Source organism: Actinomyces sp. AC-20-1 (assembly GCF_023369555.1).
In the GTDB taxonomy this organism is placed as follows: Bacteria; Actinomycetota; Actinomycetes; order Actinomycetales; family Actinomycetaceae; genus Actinomyces.
Map to the genome: position 1 here is coordinate 109,333 of NZ_JACJVC010000007.1, position 20,839 is coordinate 130,171.

The window sequence follows — 20,839 nt, forward strand, 5'->3', positions numbered from 1 at the left end:
TGGCAGGCTAGGGCAGGGGCGGCTGGACGGGTCTCATCCCCTGGGAGGAGATCACCCTGAGGCGCCCCTGTCTTGTCCCTGAGACGGTGGGTGGGCTCCCCCTCAGGGGAGCCCACCCACCGGAGCCCCGGTGCCCCGGGGCGGGTCCCGGGTCAGGCCAGACGGCCGGCGGGCGCCGAGGGCACGGCGTCGAGGAAGGCGGGCGGCGTGAAGCCGGCCTCGGCGTAGGCGGCGACGACGGCGCGCGCCACCTCGTCCACCTTGTCCGCGTCCACCAGCGCGATGGCGGAGCCGCCGAAGCCGCCTCCCGTCATCCGGGCCCCGTGGGCCCCGGCCGCGCGGGCGGTGTCGACGGCGAGGTTCAGCTCCGGGCAGGTGCACTCGTAGTCGTCCCTGAGCGAGTCGTGCGAGCCGTCCAGCAGCGCGCCGACCTCGGCGAGCGTGTCCCCGGCGAGCGGGCGCCCGTCCTGCAGGAGCGCGACGAGGCGCTGCGTGCGGTCGATCTCGGTGACGACGTGGCGCGTGCGCCTGACGAGCTCGGCGGCGTTGTCCTCTCCGGAGGCCGCCAGGCGCTCCAGGGCCTCGTCGAGGCCGGCGACGTCGATGTCCGCGAGCAGCTCGACGCCCAGGACCTCGGCGGAGCGCTCGCAGGCGGCGCGGCGGGCGCCGTACTGCCCGTCCACGAGGGAGTGCTTGGCCTTGGTGTCGATGACGAGCAGCGCCAGCCCGGCGGCGGCCAGGTCGAAGGGCACCTGGGCGGCCTCGCCGGTGCGGCAGTCGAGCTCGAGGGCGTGGCCCGCGCGGCAGCGCAGGGAGGCGGACTGGTCCATGCCCCCGGTGGGGGCGCCGGCCATCTCGTTCTCCGCGCGCACGCAGGAGCTCACCAGGCGGGCGCGCCCGGCGTCGTCGGGCTCCTCGACGGTCCCTGCCAGGCCCAGGCCGCAGACCTCGTCCAGGGCGACGGCGGTGGAGGCCTCCAGGGCCGCGGAGGAGGACAGGCCGCCGCCCAGCGGCACGCAGGAGTACAGGGCGGCGTCGAAGCCGGTGAGGGGGCCGAGGCCGTCCTGCTCGAGGGCCCAGGCGACGCCCGCCACGTAGGCGTTCCAGTGGCGGACCTCCCCGGGCGTGCCCTTGGGGCCGATGGCGTCGAGGTCGAGCACGTCCACGCTCTGGCGGGTCTGGGGGGAGACGAGACGGATCGTGCGGTCCTCGCGCCGGCGCAGCGCCAGGTGGGCGCGGTGGGGCAGGGCGATGGGCAGGGCGAGCCCGCCGTTGTAGTCCGTGTGCTCACCGATGATGTTGACGCGGCCGGGGGCGTACCACACGCCGTCGGGCTCGCCGCCGAAGACCTCGCGGAACAGGTCGGTGGCCGCGGCGACGCCCTCGTCGGGCGTGAGCGCGGGGGAGAAGACGGGGGCGGTGGCTGCGGTGCTGGTGCCGGGGGCGGGTGTGCTCTCGTAGGACATGGGCACATCCTGCCAGAGCACCGCCCGGCGGTCCCCTGCGCCGGGGCGCTTGCGCCCGGCCCCCGCAGGCTCGGGCGGACCGCCCCCGGTCCGATAGGCTTCGGCGCGGGCCGGCACGTCGCGGTCCGCCCGGGCCCGGCCGCCCCCGGGCCCCCGGGCACGGCTCGCGCCGCGCAGGCAAGGAGGTGCTGTGGAGGTTCCTGAGACCGACGCGCACCAGTGCGTCGTGGGCGTCACCGTCCCCCTGCCGCAGCCGTGGGCGGCCCAGGTGCGGGTGGTCCGGCTCGACGCCGGGGACCCCCTGGCCCTGTCGATCCCACCGCACGTCACCCTGGTCCCGCCCACCGCTGTCGACGCCCGGCGCCTGGGGGAGGTGCGCTCCCACGTGGCCCGCGTCGCCGGGGCCGCGGCCCCCTTCCTGTGCGAGGTCGGGGGAGCGGCCTCCTTCCGCCCGGTGAGCCCCGTCGCCTACCTGGCCGTCGGCGACGGCGCCGCCGAGCTCGACGCGCTGCAGGCCGCCCTGCGCGCCGGGACGGGCCCCCTGGCCGGGGACCTGCGCTTCCCCTTCCACCCCCACCTCACGCTCGCCCACGAGGTCGACGATGACGCCCTGGACGACGCGCTCGCCGCCGGGGAGGGCATCCACGGCCAGTTCGTCGTCGACTGCGTGCGCCTGGACCGGATGGGGGACGACGGCGTCTGGCACCTGCTCGACGTCGTGCCCCTGGGCCGCGTCCCGGGGCGGGACTGAGCACGCCGGGGCCGGGTCCGAGAGGGGCGGGGCCCGGGACGCCACGACACCGAGACCACCACCGATGCCACGAGAGGGACGTCGATGACTGACCACCCCACCCGCACGAGGACGGGCCACCGGGCTGAGGACGACGGTCCCCGGGACCGCACCCACCGGGCAGCCGCGTCCCGGGACGGCGGGAGCCGGGCAGACGGGGACCGGGACGCGGCAGGAGCCGCCCCCAGGGCCCTCGGGCGGGCGGTCGCCACCGTCCAGCGCCTGGGCGCCGCGGCCATGGCCTCGCGCCCGGGCCGCACCCAGGCCCGCTACACCAGCGCTCGCGGCCCCCTGCTGGCGGGAGGCATCGCCTACACCGGCCTCTTCTCCGTCTTCGCTGCGCTCGCCATCGGGGTCACCGCCCTCATGACGGCCCTGGGCAGCCACCCCGGGCTGCGCGACGCGGCGATCAGCGCCATCGACGACATGCTCCCGGGCGTGCTCGACGACGGCTCGGGCAACGGCATCGTGAGCATCGACCAGCTGACCCTCGACTCCGCCCTCAACCCGGGCTCGGTCATCGCCCTCCTCGCCCTGCTGTACTCCGCGCTGGGGCTCATGCGCGCCCTGTCCAGCGGAGTGCGGGCCATGTTCGGCATCGTGCGCGTGCCCCGCAACATCGTCGTCGCGGAGCTGACGAACCTCCTGGGCTTCCTCGTCATCATGGTCTCGGTCGTCGTCACCGCCGCGGCCTCCCTCGTCACCGGGGCGCTCGTGGGCGCCTTGGAGCCCCTGCCCGGGTGGCTGCCGTCGTGGGTCGCCGGAGGGAGCACACGGGTGCTCACCCTGGCCGTCTCCCTCCTCATCGACTCGGCGGTCCTCGCGCTGCTCATCCGCTCCTGCGGTGTGCGCGTGCCCCGCAACGACCTCCTGCGGGGAGCCGCCCTCGGCGGCCTCGCCTTCGGGGTCCTGCGGGCGCTGGGAACGGGCGCCGTCGGGTCGGCGGGGGCCAACCCGCTGCTCGCCTCCTTCACGGCGCTGGTCGTGCTCGTCCTGTGGCTGCACCTGGCCAGCCGCGTCGTGCTGTACGTGTGCGCCTGGACGGCCAACCCACCGGCCCCCGCCGTCATCGACCACCCCGACGAGGTCCACGCCTCCCAGACGCCCAACTACGTCACCCTGTCCGCACCCGAGACCCTTTCCTGGCCCCGCCAGGACATCACCGGAACCCTCGAGGTCGACCCGACGGCGCACCCCGACTACGAGTCCGACGACGGCGCCCACGACAGTGCCGATGACAGCGCCGACGGCGATGCCGGTGCCGAGCCCTCCGGCGGGCGTCCGGGCAGCCGGTAGCCTGGGGCGGTGACAGAGACCACCGCCGCGGGCCTGGGCGCCCCCCTCATCCACGCCATCATCCCCGCCGGAGGCGCAGGCACCCGGCTGTGGCCGCTGTCGCGGCGCCACCACCCCAAGTTCCTGCTCGACCTCACCGGGGCGGGGCGGACCCTCATCCAGGGCACCGTCGCCCGGCTGGAGGCGGTGACCGTCACGACGACGGTCGTCACCGGCAGCGCCCACCTGGCGGCCGTGGCCGACCAGCTGCCGGGCGTGCCGCGCGAGAACCTGCTGGCCGAGCCCAGCCCGCGCGACTCCATGGCCGCCATCGGCCTGGCCGCCGCCGTCATCGCCCGCCGCCACGGGCGCGAGGCCGTCGTCGGCTCCTTCGCCGCGGACCAGACCATCGCCGACGAGGCCGCCTTCCACGGCGCCGTCCGCCAGGCGGCCCTCCTGGCCGAGGCCGGCTGGGTCGTCACCATCGGCATCGAGGCCACCGGCCCCTCCACCGCCTTCGGCTACATCCGCGCCGGCGAGCCCACCGAGGTGCCCGGCGCCCCCGACGGGCGCCGCGTGCTCGGCTTCACCGAGAAGCCCGACGCCGCGACCGCCGCCCAGTACCTGGCCACCGGTGACTACCGGTGGAACGCCGGCATGTTCGTCACCCGCGCCGGCGTCCTGCTCGACCACCTCGCGCGGCTCAGGCCCGCGCTGGCAGCGGGCATCGAGCAGATCGCCGCCGCCTGGGACACCCCGCAGCGCGAGGAGGTCCTTGAGCGCGTGTGGCCGGGCCTGGAGAGGATCGCCATCGACCACGCCATCGCCGAGCCCGTCGCCGCAGCCGGGGGCGTGGCGACCGTGCCCGCCTCCATGGGCTGGGACGACGTCGGCGGCTTCGACGCGCTGGCCGGTCTCGTCCCGGTGCGGGCCGGGGGACCGGCCGCCGGGACCGCCGTCCTGGCAGCCGGCACGGGCGGCACAAGCGGTAAAGACGGTGCCGGTGACCCCGGCCGGGTGACGGCCGTGGGCTCGCCCGGTGCGCTCGTGGCCTCCACCACGCACCGCCGGGTCGTGCTGCTGGGCGTGCCGGGCCTCGTCGTCGTCGACACGCCGGACGCGCTGCTGGTCACCACCCCGGAGCAGTCGCAGGCCGTCAAGGGCGTCGTTGACGGCCTCCGGACCGAGGGCCGCGACGACCTCCTGTGAGCCTGCGGGCGCGAACCGGGCCCGGCACGGCCCGGGTGCGTGACTGCCCACACAGGTGGCCGTGCGTGTGCGAGCATGGTCCCCTTGGCCCCACCACGTGACCACCGGCCCTGGACCTGGCAGGATCACCCTCTATCCTGAGGGTGAACGTCCCAGGCCGAGTGCCAGTGCCACGGGGCCGGTCCCCACCACCCCCGACCGGAGGTCCCACAGTGAAGACGAAGAAGCCTTACTACGCCCTGGTGCTCGGCCTGGCCGCCGCCCTGGGCCTGGCCGCCTGCGGCAGCGCGCCGACAGACTCCACCACCACCCAGACCGCGGGCTTCAAGGCCTGCATGGTCTCCGACGAGGGCGGCTTCGACGACCAGTCCTTCAACCAGTCCGGCATGGAGGGCCTGCAGCGCGCCAAGGACGAGCTCGGCGTCGACATCGTCGGCGTCGAGTCCAGCTCCGACGCGGACTTCCAGCCCAACATCGACTCCCTCATCCAGCAGAACTGCAACCTCATCATCGGCGTCGGCTTCGTCATCGCCCCCGCCCTGACCGAGGCCGCCCAGGCCAACCCGGACGTCCAGTTCGCCATCATCGACTCCTCCTTCCAGAGCGCCGACGGCCAGACCGTCGAGCTGGAGAACGGCAAGCCGCTGTCCTTCAACACGGCCGAGGCCTCCTACCTCGCCGGCTACGTCGCCGCGGGCACCACCAAGACCGGCACCGTCGCCACCTACGGCGGCGTCGCCATCCCGACCGTCCAGATCTTCATGGAGGGCTTCGCCCAGGGCGTCGCCAAGTACAACGCGGACCACGGCACCAACGTCCAGGTCCTCGGCTGGGACCCCGCCAACCCTGACGCGGGCTCCTTCACCGGTGACTTCACCGACACCGCCAAGGGCCAGCAGCTGACCCAGCAGTTCCTGTCCCAGGGCGCGGACATCATCCTGCCGGTCGCCGGCCCCGTCGGCCAGGGCACCCTCGCCGCCCTCCAGGACAGCGGCTCCACCACCAGCGCCGCCATCTGGGTCGACGCCGACGGCTACAACACCACCGAGTTCGGCTCCTACATGCTCACCAGCGTCATCAAGGAGATCGGCAACGCGGTCTACGACACCGTCGAGCAGTCCGCCAACGGCAAGTTCACCAACGAGCCCTACGTCGGCACCCTCGAGAACGGCGGCGTGTCCATCGCCGACTTCCACGACTGGGACGCCAACGTCAGTGCCGACCTCAAGAAGGAGGTCGAGGAGATCAAGCAGCAGATCATCGACGGCACCCTGGACGTGTCCACCGCCTACGACCCCTCCTGACCGGGAGCCCCGCACCCACCGGTGCACAGGTCCCTCACGAGACATGACCCCCTGACCCGCCGCTGACGCCGCCGCCCGTGGGGCGGCGGCGTCAGCGGCGGGTCAGGGCCGTCGCGTGAGGCGGCGACCCATCCCCCCCTGCCCTTGACGGGGCACCCGACCCACGACGGAAGCGAGCACACGTGCAGCTCGAGCTACGCGGGATCACGAAGGTCTTCGGGCCTCTCGTGGCCAACGACCACATCGACATCACGGTCGAGCCGGGACAGATCCACGCCCTCCTGGGAGAGAACGGCGCCGGGAAGTCCACCCTCATGAACGTCCTGTACGGGCTCTACCAGCCCGACGCCGGACAGATCCTCATCGACGGTGAGCCGGTCAGCTTCTCCGGCCCCGGCGACGCCGTCGCCGCCGGCATCGGCATGGTCCACCAGCACTTCATGCTCGTGCCCGTCTTCACCGTCGCCGAGTCCGTCGCCCTGGGCTACGAGCCCGCCGGGCGCCTCGGCGGCGTCATCGACGCCCGGGCCGCCGCCGCCAAGGTCCGCGAGATCTCCGAGCGCTTCGGCTTCGACGTCGACCCCGGTGCCTACATCGAGGACCTTCCCGTCGGCGTCCAGCAGCGCATCGAGATCATCAAGGCCCTCTCGCGCGACGCCAAGGTCCTCATCCTCGACGAGCCCACCGCCGTGCTCACCCCGCAGGAGACCGACGAGCTCATGGGGATCATGCGCGACCTCAAGGCCTCGGGCACCTCCATCGTCTTCATCACCCACAAGCTCCGCGAGATCCGCGAGGTCGCCGACACCATCACGGTCATCCGCCGCGGCAAGGTGGTCGGCACCGCCGCCCCCACCGCCTCCCAGGCCGAGCTCGCCGGCATGATGGTGGGCCACAACGTCTCCCTCACCGTGGACAAGGAGCCCGCCGCCCCCGGCGAGGCGGGTCTCGAGCTCGCCGGCGTGAGCATCGTCGACGACGACGGCGCCCTCCTGCTCGACGACGTCACCCTCACCGTGCACGACGGCGAGATCCTGGGCGTCGCGGGTGTCCAGGGCAACGGGCAGACCGAGCTGGGCGAGGTCGTCCTCGGACTCACCCCGGCCTCGGCCGGCACGGTCCGCATCGGCGGGAAGGACATCACCCGCCTGAGCGTGCACCAGCGCCTGGGCGCCGGCCTCGGCTTCGTCCCCGAGGACCGCTCCACCGACGGCCTCGTCGCGGACTTCTCCGTCGCCGAGAACATGATCCTCGACCGCTACGACGACCCCGCCTTCGGCGCGGGTCCATCCATCAACCCCGCCAAGGTCCGCGCCCACGCCGAGAGGCTGCGCGAGGAGTTCGACGTACGCGTCACCGACGTCGCCGACCCGATCTCCACCCTGTCCGGCGGCAACGCGCAGAAGGCGATCCTCGCCCGCGAGCTCTCCCGCCCCCTCAAGGTCCTCGTGGCCTCCCAGCCCACCCGCGGGCTCGACGTCGGCTCCATCGAGTTCGTCCACAAGCGCATCGTGGCCGAGCGGGACAACGGCACCGCCGTCCTCATCGTCTCCAGCGAGCTCGACGAGATCTACTCGCTCAGCGACCGCATCGCCGTGATGTACAAGGGCCGCGTCGTCGGCGTCGTGGCGCCCGACACCCCGCGAGACGTCCTCGGCCTCATGATGGCCGGCGTCCCGCTCGACCAGGCCCTGGCCCCCGCCGGCGCCGCCCAGGACACCGAGGAGAAGTGATGAGCGAGAGCACCACCCCCGCCGCGGGCAGGGACGAGTCCCAGCCCGGCCTGGCGCGCCAGATCGCCGAGTCCAACGGCCTCATGGGCCTCCTGGCCGTCGTCAGCGCCCTCATCGTCGGCTCCGTCCTCATCCTCATCGCCGACGCTGACGTGCGCATGACCGCCGGCTACCTCATGGCCCGGCCCTCCGACTTCCTGGGGGCCTGCGCCACCTCCCTCGGCGAGGCCTACTCCGCGCTCCTGCGCGGCGGCCTCTTCGACTGGCAGGCCTCCTCCACGGCCCGCATGTGGCGCCCGCTGACCGAGACGCTGGTCAACGCCACCCCGCTCATCTTCGCGGGCCTGGGCATGGCGGTCGCCTTCCGCGCGGGCCTGTTCAACGTCGGCGGCCAGGGGCAGCTCATCCTCGGCGCCGTCGTCGGCGGCTACGCCGGATTCGCCTGGGACCTGCCTGCCGGGCTGCACCTGGTCGTGGCGATCCTCGGCGCGATCGTCGGCGGTGCCCTGTGGGGCGCGGTCCCCGGCGTCCTCAAGGCCACCACCGGGGCGAGCGAGGTCATCACGACCATCATGCTCAACTCCATCGGCGCCTACCTCATCGCCCACATGCTCACCCTCAAGACCTTCATCGGTGAGGGCAACTCCAACCCCCGCTCCCTGCCCGTGGGCTCCGGCGCCACCTACCCGCTGCTGCTCGGCCCCTCCTTCCGGCTGCACGCCGGCTTCATCCTGGCGCTGCTGACCGCCTGGTTCGTGTGGTGGCTCCTGGAGCGCTCCACCCTCGGCTTCCAGTTCCGCGCCACCGGCCTCAACCCCGAGGCGGCCCGCACGGCGGGCGTCAACGTCCCCCGCGTTACCGCCCTGGTGATGATCGTCTCCGGCGCCCTGTGCGGCCTGGCCGCCACCGGCCCGGTCCTGGGAACCCAGAAGTACCTCACCGCCTCCATCGCCGGCTCCATCGGCTTCGACGCCATGACCGTGGCGCTGCTGGGCCGCTCCAAGCCCCTGGGGACCGTGCTCGCCGGCATCCTCTTCGGCGGGCTGACCGCCGGCGGCACCCTCATGCAGGCCGCCACCGGCACCCCCATCGACATCGTCCTCATCCTGCAGTCCACCATCGTGCTGTTCATCGCGGCCCCGCCGCTCGTGCGCGCCATCTACCGGCTGCCGGCCCCCGGCTCCTTCAAGCGCGCCCAGGAGAGCAAGCGCCTGGAGGCCGAGACCGCGGCCGCCGCCACCGCCGCACCCGGACAGGAGGCCTGAGCCATGCCCGTCACCACCACCCGGACAGCTACCCGGACCGACGGCGGCGCAGCTGCCGCGGCCCTCGCCCCCGTCTCCTGGAAGATGCCGGTCACCGGCGCCGTCGTCGTGCTCCTCGCCGCCCTCATGGCGGCCACCGCCCACGGCCGCACCCGCTTCCAGCTCGCCACCAGCGCCGACTTCTTCCAGCTGCCGGTCCTCACCCTCGCCGCCCGCCCCGTCATCCTCCTCATGGCGCTGGCGGCCGCCGCCGCCACGGCCCTGGCCTACCGGCGGGCCGTCGCCCGCGCCAAGGTGCCCGCCTGGGTCGTCGCCACCATGGGCGCCGCCTTCGTCGTCGCCTTCCTCACCTGGGCCGGGGCCGGCCGTGACACCCTCATCCCCCTCGTGACGATCCTCGCCTCGACGGTCGCCCTGAGCGTGCCCCTCGTCTTCGGCGGCCTCGCGGGCGTCGTCGGAGAGCGCTCGGGCACGATCAACATCGCCATCGAGGGCCAGCTCCTCGGCGGCGCCTTCTTCGCCGCCGTGGCCGCCTCCGTGACCTCCAACGCATGGATCGGCCTGCTCGCCGCCCCCTTCGCGGGCATGCTCGTGGCCCTGCTGCTGGCCCTGTTCGGCCTGAGGTACCGCGTCAACCAGGTCGTCGTCGGCGTCGTGCTCAACGTGCTCGTCTCCGGCCTCACCGGCTTCTTCTTCTCCACCTTCCTCGCGGACTCCCCCACCCTCAACCGGGCCATGCGCCTGCCCACCCTCGCGATCCCGCTGCTGAGCCACGTGCCGGTCCTCGGCCCGGTGCTGTTCAAGCAGACGATCCTCGTCTACGCCCTCTACGCCGTCGTCGGGGTCCTGTCCTTCATGCTCTTCCGCTCCCGCTGGGGACTGCGCATGAGGGCCGTCGGCGAGCACCCCAAGGCGGCGGACACGGTCGGCATCAAGGTGATGCGCACCCGCGTCAACAACCTCGTCCTCGGCGGCGCCCTCGCCGGCCTGGGCGGTGCCTTCTTCACCGTCGGCTCCGGCCTGCGCTTCACCGAGGACATGAGCGGCGGCAACGGCTACATCGCCCTGGCCGCCATGATCCTGGGCGCGTGGAACCCGCTGGGGACCCTGTACGCCTCGCTCCTGTTCGGCTTCGCCACCGCCGTCGGCCAGACCCTGGGCGTCATCGGCTCGCCCATCCCGGCGAACTTCGTCCTCATGATCCCCTACGTCGTGACGATCCTCGCCGTCGCCGGGTTCGTCGGCAAGGTCCGCGCACCCGCCGCGGAGGGCGTGCCCTACCCGTGACACAGGGCGGTGCCGCAGCGGCCCCCACCAGCGAGGTGAGGGCCGCTGCGGTGTATGTTCACGTCAGCGACACACCTCGGACAGGAGCCGGCACCCGCATGAGCACCGACACCGCAGGGACGGCCGCCACCACCGGCGGCAGCCTGGGCCACAGCGTCGGCCCACAGGACGTCGACGACGCCCTGTGGGCGCGGCTGACCGACCTGGCCCGCGAGGCCATGACCCACGCCTACGCCCCCTACTCGCGCTTCAAGGTCGGGGCCGCCGCCGTCACCGACGACGGCCGGCTCGTCTCCGGCTGCAACGTCGAGAACGCCGGCTACGGCCAGACCCTGTGCGCCGAGTGCGGGCTCGTCTCCGAGCTCGTGCGCACCGGCGGCGGGCGGCTCGTCGCCTTCGCCTGCGTCGACGGGCGCGGCGAGCGCTGCGCCCCCTGCGGGCGCTGCCGCCAGACCCTGTCCGAGCACGCCCACCCGCAGATGCGGCTGCTCATGCCCAGCGGGACCATGACCATCGACGAGGTCCTGCCCGGACGCTTCAGCGTCGAGGACATGGCGCTGGTCGACGGCGCCGTCGCACCCGCAGACGCCACCGGCGTCCCCGAGCCCTGAGCCGGGCCACGACCCACGAGGAGCACCACATGACCACCACCTCCGCCGTCGAGCCCTTCGACGCCGTTGACGTCATCGCCGCCAAGCGCGACCGCCAGCGCCTGACCGACCCCCAGATCGACTGGGTCATCGACGCCTACACCCGCGGCGTCGTCGCCGAGGAGCAGATGGCCGCCCTGGCGATGGCGATCTACCTCAACGGCATGGAGCCGCAGGAGATCGCCCGCTGGACCGACGCCATGATCCGCACCGGCGAGCGCATGGACTTCTCCGGCATCGGCCGGCCCACCGCGGACAAGCACTCCACCGGGGGCGTGGGCGACAAGATCACCCTGCCGCTGGCCCCGCTCGTCGCCGTCTTCGGCGTGAGCGTGCCCCAGCTCTCAGGCCGCGGCCTGGGCCACACCGGCGGCACCCTCGACAAGCTCGAGGCCATCCCCGGCTGGCGCGCGGCCCTGAGCAACGAGGAGGTCCTCGACATGCTCGGCGAGGGCGGGCCCGGCGCCGTCATCTGCGCCGCCGGCAGCGGGCTCGCCCCGGCCGACAAGAAGCTCTACGCCCTGCGCGACACCACCGGCACCGTCTCCTGCGTGCCGCTCATCGCCTCCTCGATCATGAGCAAGAAGATCGCCGAGGGCACCGGCGCCCTCGTCCTGGACGTCAAGGTGGGATCCGGGGCCTTCATGCGGCAGATGCCGATGGCGCGCGAGCTCGCCGAGACGATGGTCGCCCTGGGCAGGCAGGCCGGTGTCACCACCCGTGCGCTGCTGACCGGCATGTCCACCCCACTGGGGCTCACGGCCGGCAACGCCCTCGAGGTGCGCGAGTCCCTGGAGGTCCTGGCCGGTGGCGGTCCCGAGGACGTCGTCGAGCTCACGCTGGCGCTGGCCGGCGAGATGCTGGACGCCGCCGGGCGCCCCACGGGCGAGGACGAGCTGCGCGCCGCCCTCGCGGACGGGCGGGCCATGGACGTGTGGCGCGAGATGGTCCGCCGCCAGGACGGCGACCCCGACGCCCCCCTGCCCGTCGCACCCGACACCGAGGTCGTCACCGCCGACGAGGACGGCGTGCTCACCGGGCTCGACGCCCTCAAGGTCGGGGTCGCCGCCTGGCGCCTGGGAGCGGGGCGCGCTCGCAAGGAGGACCCGGTCCAGGCGGTGGCCGGGGTCGAGATGCACGCCAAGCCGGGCGACACCGTCACCAAGGGGCAGGCGCTGCTCACCCTCCACACCGCCACGCCCGAGCGCTTCGCACGGGCCGTGGAGGCCCTTGAGGGCGGTGTCACCATCAGCCCGGCCGGCTCGCCCGCCGCCGCTGACGCCCTCGCCCGCCGCGAGGCCGGCGTCGTGCTCGACCGGATCGTCTGAGCCCCCGGGCCTCCACGAGGAGCCGGTGGTGAGAGTGCGCGCGCGGGTGGACTCGGGCCGGCTCGTCCTCGGCCCGGGACCCGGCCCGCAGGAGCGGGACGTCCCCCTCGTCCAGGAGGACCCGAGGACCTGCGGGGCCACCTGCCTGCTGGCCGCACGCCTCCTGTGCGAGCGCGACGGCGGCGCCGCCGCGCGCCTGGGCTCTCTCACGGGGCCCGCGGGCGGGCTGCGCGGGGCCCTGCGCGCCGAGCAGCTGCGCCTGCAGGCGCTGATGAACCGGCGTGCCCGCGGCCCGCTGGGACCGCTGCCCTGGCCCCGGGGCCTGGGCTCGACCCCCTGGGCCGTGGCCGGGCTCCTGGACCGGGCCGTGCCCCGGGGGCGCGGCGGCCGGGCCGCCTACGCTGTCACCTGGGTGGGGGACGCCGGCCCGCGCTGGGCCGCAGCAGTGGTGCGCCTGCGCGGCCACCTGGCCGACGGCGCCCCCGTGCTCCTCGTCGTCGGTGGCCCGCTGCCCGTGCCCCGTGAGGGCGGCGGCCCGGTGGCCCGTGCGCTCAGGCGGGCCGCCGGCCGTCTGCCCGCGGTACCGCGCCACTACGTCCTCGCCCTGCCCTGGACGCTGCTGGGGCGGGCGGACCCGGGGGAGGGACGCGTCCACGTCTACGACCCGGCCTCGGGCTCGGTGGGCCCGCTCGACCTCATGGCGGCGCGCGACCCGCGCCGTCCGGGCCCGCGCGGGCTCGGCTACTGGCCGCGGGTGCTCGCCCTCGTCGAGCCGTCCTGAGGGTGCTGCGCGCCCGGAGGTGCTGCCGGTGCGGCTCCGGCGCCGTAGGCTCTCCCAGAGCCCTCCCCTGACGAAAGGACGCCCCGATGACGACCCGCCGCGAGATCGCCGCCATGATCGACCACACCCTCCTCAAGCCCGAGGCCACGGGGGAGCAGGTGGCCGCCCTCGTGGCCCAGGCCGCCGAGCTCGGCACCTGCTCGGTGTGCGTGAGCCCGAGCCAGCTGCCCCTCGAGGTGCCCGAGGGCCTGAAGGTGGCCACGGTCTGCGGCTTCCCCTCGGGCGCCCACGCGAGTGCCGTCAAGGCGGCCGAGGCCGCCGACTCGGTCGCCAAGGGCGCTGACGAGGTGGACATGGTCGTCAACCTCCGCCAGGTCAAGGAGCACGACTGGGACGCCGTCGAGGCGGACGTGAGGGCCGTCAAGGAGGCCGTCGGCGCCGCCCTGCTCAAGGTCATCATCGAGTCCGCGGCGCTCACCGACGAGGAGGTCGTCGCCGTCTGCCAGGCCTGCGAGCGCGCCGGCGCGGACTACGTCAAGACCTCCACGGGCTTCCACCCCGCCGGCGGCGCCAGCGTCCACGCGGTGCGCCTCATGCGCGAGACGGTCGGTGAGCGCCTGGGCGTCAAGGCCTCGGGCGGCATCCGCACGGCTGAGGACGCCCTGGCCATGGTCGAGGCCGGGGCCTCGCGCCTGGGCGTGTCCGCGAGCGTCGCGATCCTCGACGGCCTGGAGGCCTGAGAGCCCCGACCGCCCCTGGCGGTGCCCGGTGGCACCCGTCACGGGGCGGCCGGCACGACTGGTACGGCGTCGGCGCCTGACACGAGCAGGAGGTGCCGGCGCCGTCGGCGTGCGGCGGTCCTGGCACGGCGCCGCGCGCAGGGCCTCAGGAGGGCGGTGAGAGACGGAGCACATCGCCGGTGGAGGGCCGGACCCTCAGTTGAATGTTTCGGGTCACCGAAATATTCTCAGCCGCATGAGAACAGTTATCAGGTCATCCCGGCGCGCCGCCCTCGCGCTGGCCGCCCTCACCCTCGCCGCCCCGACCCTCGCCGCCTGTGGCTCCTCCCAGACCGGCACCGACGCCAACGTCAACCCCGAGGCCACCACCATCCACGCCGTCGCCTCCACCACCCAGGTCTGCGACTACGTCACACAGCTCGCCTCCGGCGGCGACGACCTGTCCTTCTCCCGCACCGGCGCCGACGGCACCACCGCCGAGCTCGGTGCCGACCCCGCCACCGCCCCCGCGCGCCTGACCCTCACCTGCCTCCTGGCCCCCAACGCCTCCGCCCACGAGCACGAGATGACCGCCGCCCAGTCCGCGGCCCTCGCGGAGGCCGACCTCTTCCTCGTCAACGGCGTCGACCTCGAGCACTTCCTCGACGACGCGGTCTCCTCCACCGGCTTCAAGGGCACCATGGTCGTCACCTCCGGGGTCCTCACCGCCGACGACGTCGACAACCCCGGCGCGAGCAAGGAGGCCGAGGCCACGCTGCCCTACACCATCGACCGCGGCACCCAGGCCGTCGAAGTCGCCCCCTGGCCCTTCGCCCCCGAGCCGGGCGAGGAGGCCGAGTTCCGCTACGACCCCCACGTGTGGACCAACCCCCGCAACGCCGCCATCCAGGTCGCCAACATCGGCGCCGCCCTGACCGCTGTCGCCCCCGAGGCCTCAACCACGATCAACAGCCACGTCAAGGCCTACGCCGACCTCCTCGCCTCCCTCGACCAGTGGGCCGCGCAGAGCCTGGACACCGTGCCCGCCGAGCACCGCGTCCTGTTCACCAGCCACGACGCCTTCGGCTACCTCTCCAAGGCCTACGGCATCCGCTTCGAGGGCGCGGCCATGAGCGACTTCAACGCCCAGCAGGACGCCACCGCCCAGAAGATCCAGGAGACGGCCGACGCCATCACCGCCTCGGGCGCCGTGGCGATCTTCGCCGAGAACTCCAACAACCCCGAGTCCGTCGAGAAGGTCGCGGCCCTCGCCGGCGTGCGCGCCGTCATCGGCGACGAGGCCCTGTACGGCGACTCCCTGGGCGAGCCCGGCTCCGATGGTGAGACCTACACCGGCTCGATCCTGCACAACGTCACCAACCTCACCACCGCCTGGGGAGGTACCGTCTCCGAGGTGCCCGCCGAGCTGTCCCAGTGGGCCCCCACCGACGTCGTCAAGCCCTGACCCTCGGAGAGAGACTGCATGACCACCGCTGAGCAGCCGCACGCAGCCGCGAGGCACGAGCCCGGCACCACCGCCGTCGAGCTCACGGACCTCGCCCTGGCCTACGGGCGCGACCCCGTCCTCACCGGCGTCACCGGCACGCTGCGTGCGGGCCAGGCGCTGGCGCTCGTCGGCCCCAACGGCTCAGGCAAGACCACGCTGCTGCGTGCGCTGCTCGGCACGGTCCGCGTCGTCCACGGCTCCGCCCGCGTCAACGGCCAGGCTCCCGGCCGCGCCCCGGCCGGGAGCATCGGCTACGTCCCGCAGGTCGCCGACCTCGACCCGACCTTCCCCGTCACGGCCCTCGACGTCGTCGTCATGGGTACCATCTCCGCCCTGGGACCGCTGCGGCGTCCCGGGCGCAGGGAGCGCGAGCGCTCCCGCCGGGCCCTGGAGGCCGTCGGGCTCTCCCACGTCGCCGGACGGCGCTTCGGAGAGCTCTCCGGGGGCCAGCAGCAGCGCGTCCTGCTCGCCCGCTGCCTGGCCTCGCGCCCCCGCCTCGTCCTGCTCGACGAGCCCTTCAACGGCCTCGACCAGCCCAACCGGGACGCCCTGCTGCGCATCCTGGCCGGCCTGAAGTCCGACGGCGTCGCCGTCGTCGTCTCCACCCACGACCTCGTCCTGGCCCGCGAGGTCTGCGAGCAGGTCGCCCTCCTGGCGGGGCGCCAGGTCGCCTTCGGGCCCCGTGAGGAGGTCCTCGTCCCCGCGCTCGTCGAGCAGGCCTACGGCGCCGGCCGCGAGCACGCCGCCCGGCTCCTCGGCCTGCCCGTCACCCTGCCGACCGTGACGACGGCGGGCCCCGCCCCCTCCCGCGAGGGCGGGGCCGCCGCCCCCGCCGGCCCCCTGCCCGTGACCGCCGTATGAGCACCGCCGACGCCCTCACGCACCTCGTGGCCGCAGCGGTCGAGGCGCTGCGCACGACCCTGTCCGGCGTCCCCGGCATCGCCCCCCTGGCCACGGCCCCCTTCCTGTTCCGGCCCCTCGTCCTGCTCGTCGTCCTGGGCTGCGTGTGCGCCCTGGTGGGCACGCTCGTCAACCTGCGCCGCGCCGAGTTCCACGCCGAGGCCCTCGTCCACGCCGTCTTCCCCGGCATCGTCGTCGGCGCCGTCACCGCGGGGACGGACATGATCGTGCCCGCCGGTGCCGTCGCCGGGGCGCTCGCCGCCGCCGCCCTGACCTGGGTGGACCACCACTCGCGGCGCGACGCCTCCGAGGCCGGGACCGCCGTCGTCCTCACCGGGTTCTTCTCCGTCGGCATGGTCGTCCTGCTCGCCAGCGGGGACATGTCCGGCCAGCTCGAGGCCCTCATGTTCGGCAGGCTGCTCGAGGTCACCGACCTGCGCCTGGCCCAGGCCCTCCTCGTCAGTGCCCTGGCGCTGCTCCTGGTGTGCCTGACCTGGAAGGAGCAGGTCGCCACCGCCTTCGACCCGCTCGGGGCCAGGGCCTCAGGGCTGCGGGTGCTCGCCCTCGACCTCGTCCTCAACGCCGCGGTGGCGGCCGTCGTCGTCGCGGCCTCCACCGCCGTCGGCACCCTCCTCGTCATCGGCATGCTCACCCTGCCCGGCACCACCGGCCGCGTGCTCGCCCGCACCGTGCCCGGCATGGTCGCCACCGCCGTCGTCGTCGGGGTGGGTGGCGGCTGGCTCGGGCTGCTCCTGGCCGTCTCGCCCTCCCCTCGGCCGGTCTCGCCCCAGGCGGCCGTCATCATGGTCATGGCCCTGGCGCTCGTCGCCGCGGTCGGCGGGGTGCGCCTGGTCGGCGCGGCCCGCGCGCGCTCAGGCGCGGGGCGTGGGCGCCGCCGACAGGAGGCACTGAGCGCGGGGCGGGGGGCGCCGTGAGCACCACCGTCTCCTGGCAGCTGCTTGAGCTGCCCGTCACCGTCGCCGTCCTCGTGGGCCTGCTGGCGGGCGCCGTCGGCGCCATCGCCCTCATCGAGCGCCGCATCTTCCTGGCCGAGTCCCTCACGCACTCGACCTTCCCCGGGGCGGTGGCCGGCGTGGTCACCGCCGCCTGGGCCGTCCCGGCGATCTGGGGGGAGCGGGCGGGCTACGGCGCCCTGTCCGTGGCCGTCCTCGTGGGAGCGGCCCTCATGTGCCTGCCCATGCTCGCCCTGGCCCGCTGGTTCCAGAGCGTGCCCGGCGTCTCGGCGCAGGCCGCCGCCGGCGCGGTGCTGTCCATCGGCTTCGCCCTGGGCTACCTGCTGAGCACCTGGTTCGCCCCGCTGCCGCTCAAGGTGGACGGTTTCCTCGCCGGCTCGCTGCTCAACGTCAAGACGACCGACGCCTGGACGGCCGGTGTGTGCCTGGCCCTCACCGCGCTCCTGCTGCTCACGATGGGTCCGCGCCTGGCCTTCCACGCCTTCGACCCCGTGGGGCACCGGGCGTCGGGCCTGAGCGCGCGCGCCGCGGAGGCCACGGTCATGGGGCTCGTGTGCGTCACCATCGCCGTGCTCGTGCCCTCGCTCGGCACGATCCTGCCCATCGCGCTCATCGCCGCCCCCGCGGCCGCGGTCGCCCCCTGGGTGCGCAGCGTGCGTGCCCTCGTGCTCGGCTCGGCGCTCGTGGGGGCCTCCTGCGCCCTGGCGGGCCTCGCCGTCGCGGTGGCGGGCGAGCTGAGCGCCGGAGGGTGCATCGGGGTCCTGTGCGCCCTGGTCTGGGCGGGCTCCGTCGGCACCCGCCGGGCGCTGCGGGCCTGAGCGGCCCCACGGCGCCGCCGACGAGACGCCCCCTCGTCACCCCTGCTCGGACGAGAGGGGGTGACGAGGGGGCGCCTCGCGCGGGCCCGGGTCAGACGCCGAGCACGGCCCTGAGGTCGTTCTTGATGCGCTCCAGACGGTCGGCGGCCGTGCGGCGGGCCACCTCGACGGGCTCGTCGACGGCGACCGGCACCACCACCTCGCAGTAGCACTTGAGCTTCGGCTCCGTGCCCGAGGGGCGGATGACGACGCGGTCGTCCGCCGCCGTCTTGAAGATGAGGCCGTCCGTCGGGGGCAGCTGGTTGCCGTTGCCGTCACTGGCGCCGTCAAGCAGGTCGAAGACGTCCACGACCGGCGAGCCCGCCAGGTGCGCCGGGCCGCCGCCCGCCCGCAGGCGCTCCATCGCGTCGGTGATGAAGGACAGGTCCTCCACGCGCACGCTCAGCGGGCTCGTGGCGTACAGGCCGTGCTCGCGGGCCAGGCGGTCGAGCAGGTCGAGCAGGCTGCGCCCCTGCTGCTTGAGCACCGAGGCCAGCAGCGCCAGGCGCACCGAGGCGGAGATGCCGTCCTTGTCCCGCACGTTCTTCGGGTCGACGCAGTATCCCAGGGCCTCCTCGTAGCCGAAGACGAGGCCGGGCACCCGGCTGATCCACTTGAAGCCCGTGAGCGTGATGCGGTGCCCCAGGCCGTGCGCCTGGGCGATGCGTCGCAGCAGGCGCGAGGAGACGATCGAGTTGGCCAGCACGCCGGTGCCGGCGAAGGCCGCCAGCTCGGCCGCCTGCTCACCCAGCAGTGAGCCCACCTCGTCGCCCGTGAGCTGGCGCCACCCGCCGGGCGCGTGCGGGTCCGGCACGGCCGCCGAGCAGCGGTCCGCGTCAGGGTCGTTGGCGATGACGAGGTCCGCGCCCACCTCGCGCGCCAGGGCCAGGGACAGGTCGAGGGCGCCGGGCTCCTCCGGGTTCGGGAAGGAGACCGTCGGGAAGTCCGGGTCCGGCTCGAACTGCTCGGGCACGACGACGACGTCGTCGAAGCCGACCCGCCTGAGGGCCTCCCGGCAGATCTGCCCACCCACGCCGTGCATGGCGGTGAGCACGATCCTCAGGCTCGCGGCGGCGGGCACGCGCGAGACGCAGGCTGCGGCCGTGTACTCCTCGATGAGCTCCTCACCGACCTCCTCCCAGCCGGACCCGGGCCTGGGCACGCTGGCCAGCGGGCCGACGGCGGCGATGGCCTCGGCGATGGCGGCGTCGTAGGGCGGCACGATCTGGGCGCCCTGACCGGAGTCGGTGACCGCACGTCCACCCAGGTAGACCTTGTAGCCGTTGTCCTGAGGCGGGTTGTGCGAGGCGGTGACCATGACACCGGCGTCGGCCCCCAGGCGCCGCAGCGCGAAGGCGAGGACCGGGGTGGGGCAGCAGCGGTCGAAGAGGACCGCCCGACCACCGGCACCGGTGACCACGGCCGCGGTGTCGCGGGCGAAGACCTCGGAGCCGTGACGGGCGTCGTAGCCGATGACGACGCTGAAGTCCTCGCCGAGCCGGCCCCTGAGGTAGGCGGCCAGCCCCGCCGCGGCGCGGATGACGACGACGCGGTTCATGCGGTTCGGCCCGCCGCCCAGGCGTCCGCGCAGCCCGGCGGTGCCGAACTGGAGGGTGCCCGAGAAGGCGTCGGTCAGCTCGGCGGTGGCCGACGCGTCACCGGCCTCGTGGGCCGCCAGGAGGGAGGAGAGCTCTGCGCGGGTGACGGCGTCCGGGTCCTCGTTGATCCAGGCGCTGACCTCGTCGATGAGGGAAGGGGTCTCAGTCATGCTGCGAACGTACCGGCCCGGACCGGCGGTGGGAGGTGATCGTGACCGCCCTCATGGGTTATCCGGGACACAGGGACTTTGTGCCCGCCTCGCGTCGGTGGGCGACGACGACGGGCGCCCCCGCCCCTGGGCGACAACACCCGCGTCATGCGCGAGGATCGCCCCATGGCACCACGAGAGCACAGAGAACACCGAGAGTCCTACCGCAAGGGGCCCGTGCTGCTGCGCGGCTCCCAGATCCCCGCCGAGACCACCGACGCGCGCCTGCTCACCAGCCGCGACGGCACCGACTGGCTCCACGCGGACCCGTGGCGGGTGCTGCGCATCCAGTCGGAGTTCGTCGAGGGCTTCGGCGCGCTCGCCGAGCTGGGCCCCGCCATCAGCGTCTTCGGCTCGGCCCGCACGACGCCGCAGGACCCCGCCTACGCCCTGGCCTCGCAGGTCGGCGCGGGACTGGCGCGCCACGGCTACGCCGTCATCACCGGCGGCGGCCCCGGCATCATGGAGGCGGCGAACAAGGGGGCGCACGAGGCCGGGGGCGTGAGCGTCGGCCTCGGGATCGAGCTGCCCTTCGAGCAGGGCATGAACGAGTACGTCGACCTCGGGATCAACTTCCGCTACTTCTTCGCCCGCAAGACGATGTTCGTCAAGTACTCCGACGGCTTCGTCGTCATGCCCGGCGGCTTCGGCACGATGGACGAGCTCTTCGAGGCGCTCACGCTCGTCCAGACGCAGAAGGTCGACGGCTTCCCCGTGGTGCTCGTGGGCACCTCCTTCTGGGGCGGTCTCATGGACTGGGTGCGGGGCGCCCTCGTGGGAGCCGGGGTCATCTCGCCCGGGGACGTCGACCTCGTGCACGTCGTCGACACTGCCGAGGAGGCCGTGGAGTACGTCGTCGGGGCCGCGCGCCGCCTGCGGGCCGACCAGGCAGTCTGGGCAGTCCGGGCCGCCCGGGCCTGACGGGCCTGGCAGGGGCCGGCCCACTCCCGGCCGGTCCGGCGCCGGGCGCGTGGGCCGCCCGTGCCC

The 20,839-nt window shown here is 74.2% G+C and carries 18 protein-coding genes; 16 read left to right on the forward strand and 2 right to left on the reverse strand.

All coding sequences use genetic code 11. The annotated features are described in order from the left end of the window. Nucleotides 1–152: 152 nt before the first annotated feature. Complete coding sequence (gene galK, locus H6X67_RS06030) at nucleotides 153–1,466, reverse strand: galactokinase (RefSeq protein ID WP_249368881.1); 1,314 nt, start codon at nucleotides 1,464–1,466, stop codon at nucleotides 153–155. A 190-nt stretch (nucleotides 1,467–1,656) separates the two neighbouring features. On the opposite strand from galK, the gene H6X67_RS06035 reads away from it, so the two are divergent. From H6X67_RS06035 to H6X67_RS06105, 15 genes are all read left to right on the forward strand, one after another. Continuing rightward, nucleotides 1,657–2,217, forward strand: coding sequence for a 2'-5' RNA ligase family protein (locus H6X67_RS06035; RefSeq protein WP_249368882.1), 561 nt, complete (start codon nucleotides 1,657–1,659; stop codon nucleotides 2,215–2,217). 84 nt (nucleotides 2,218–2,301) lie between these two features. Then, nucleotides 2,302–3,552 carry a YihY/virulence factor BrkB family protein gene (locus H6X67_RS06040; protein ID WP_396121343.1) on the forward strand — a complete coding sequence of 417 codons (1,251 nt, stop codon included), beginning with the start codon at nucleotides 2,302–2,304 and terminating at the stop codon, nucleotides 3,550–3,552. Nucleotides 3,553–3,561: 9 nt separating this feature from the next. Further along, a complete protein-coding gene (locus H6X67_RS06045) occupies nucleotides 3,562–4,740 on the forward strand; it encodes a mannose-1-phosphate guanylyltransferase (protein ID WP_249368883.1) in 1,179 nt (392 codons plus the stop codon). A 212-nt stretch (nucleotides 4,741–4,952) separates the two neighbouring features. After that, the gene (locus H6X67_RS06050) at nucleotides 4,953–6,044 is read left to right on the forward strand and encodes a BMP family lipoprotein (protein WP_249368884.1); all 1,092 of its coding nucleotides are present in this window, start codon (nucleotides 4,953–4,955) and stop codon (nucleotides 6,042–6,044) included. A 182-nt stretch (nucleotides 6,045–6,226) separates the two neighbouring features. Beyond that, the gene (locus tag H6X67_RS06055) at nucleotides 6,227–7,777 is read left to right on the forward strand and encodes an ABC transporter ATP-binding protein (RefSeq protein ID WP_249368885.1); all 1,551 of its coding nucleotides are present in this window, start codon (nucleotides 6,227–6,229) and stop codon (nucleotides 7,775–7,777) included. Next, nucleotides 7,777–9,042 carry an ABC transporter permease gene (locus H6X67_RS06060; protein ID WP_249368886.1) on the forward strand — a complete coding sequence of 422 codons (1,266 nt, stop codon included), beginning with the start codon at nucleotides 7,777–7,779 and terminating at the stop codon, nucleotides 9,040–9,042. Before H6X67_RS06055 ends, H6X67_RS06060 begins: the two co-directional genes overlap by 1 nt. A 3-nt stretch (nucleotides 9,043–9,045) precedes the next feature. Beyond that, nucleotides 9,046–10,329, forward strand: a complete 1,284-nt coding sequence (locus tag H6X67_RS06065; protein WP_249368887.1) for an ABC transporter permease — start codon at nucleotides 9,046–9,048, stop codon at nucleotides 10,327–10,329. Between the two features lie 98 nt (nucleotides 10,330–10,427). Further along, nucleotides 10,428–10,940, forward strand: a complete 513-nt coding sequence (locus H6X67_RS06070) for a cytidine deaminase (RefSeq protein WP_249368888.1) — start codon at nucleotides 10,428–10,430, stop codon at nucleotides 10,938–10,940. Nucleotides 10,941–10,969: 29 nt separating this feature from the next. Next, on the forward strand, nucleotides 10,970–12,307 hold the full coding sequence (locus tag H6X67_RS06075; RefSeq protein WP_249368889.1) for a thymidine phosphorylase: 1,338 nt from the start codon (nucleotides 10,970–10,972) through the stop codon (nucleotides 12,305–12,307). 28 nt (nucleotides 12,308–12,335) lie between these two features. Beyond that, on the forward strand, nucleotides 12,336–13,088 hold the full coding sequence (locus H6X67_RS06080) for a hypothetical protein (protein ID WP_249368890.1): 753 nt from the start codon (nucleotides 12,336–12,338) through the stop codon (nucleotides 13,086–13,088). 86 nt (nucleotides 13,089–13,174) lie between these two features. Further along, entirely contained in the window at nucleotides 13,175–13,828 is a 654-nt protein-coding gene (gene deoC, locus H6X67_RS06085) for a deoxyribose-phosphate aldolase (protein WP_249368891.1), read from the forward strand. Nucleotides 13,829–14,063: 235 nt separating this feature from the next. Next, on the forward strand, nucleotides 14,064–15,272 hold the full coding sequence (locus tag H6X67_RS06090) for a metal ABC transporter substrate-binding protein (RefSeq protein ID WP_249375424.1): 1,209 nt from the start codon (nucleotides 14,064–14,066) through the stop codon (nucleotides 15,270–15,272). A gap of 18 nt (nucleotides 15,273–15,290) precedes the next feature. After that, nucleotides 15,291–16,175, forward strand: a complete 885-nt coding sequence (locus H6X67_RS06095) for a metal ABC transporter ATP-binding protein (protein WP_249435476.1) — start codon at nucleotides 15,291–15,293, stop codon at nucleotides 16,173–16,175. Continuing rightward, the gene (locus H6X67_RS06100; protein ID WP_249367674.1) at nucleotides 16,172–17,149 is read left to right on the forward strand and encodes a metal ABC transporter permease; all 978 of its coding nucleotides are present in this window, start codon (nucleotides 16,172–16,174) and stop codon (nucleotides 17,147–17,149) included. Before H6X67_RS06095 ends, H6X67_RS06100 begins: the two co-directional genes overlap by 4 nt. After that, nucleotides 17,146–18,006 (forward strand): metal ABC transporter permease, encoded by an 861-nt coding sequence (locus tag H6X67_RS06105; protein WP_249367637.1) that lies wholly within the window; start codon nucleotides 17,146–17,148, stop codon nucleotides 18,004–18,006. Before H6X67_RS06100 ends, H6X67_RS06105 begins: the two co-directional genes overlap by 4 nt. Nucleotides 18,007–18,097: 91 nt before the next feature. On the opposite strand, the gene H6X67_RS06110 is transcribed toward H6X67_RS06105, so the two are convergent. Then, on the reverse strand, nucleotides 18,098–19,813 hold the full coding sequence (locus tag H6X67_RS06110) for a phospho-sugar mutase (protein ID WP_249367638.1): 1,716 nt from the start codon (nucleotides 19,811–19,813) through the stop codon (nucleotides 18,098–18,100). A 165-nt stretch (nucleotides 19,814–19,978) separates the two neighbouring features. On the opposite strand from H6X67_RS06110, the gene H6X67_RS06115 reads away from it, so the two are divergent. Next, complete coding sequence (locus H6X67_RS06115) at nucleotides 19,979–20,773, forward strand: LOG family protein (RefSeq protein WP_249367639.1); 795 nt, start codon at nucleotides 19,979–19,981, stop codon at nucleotides 20,771–20,773. Nucleotides 20,774–20,839 lie beyond the last annotated feature (66 nt).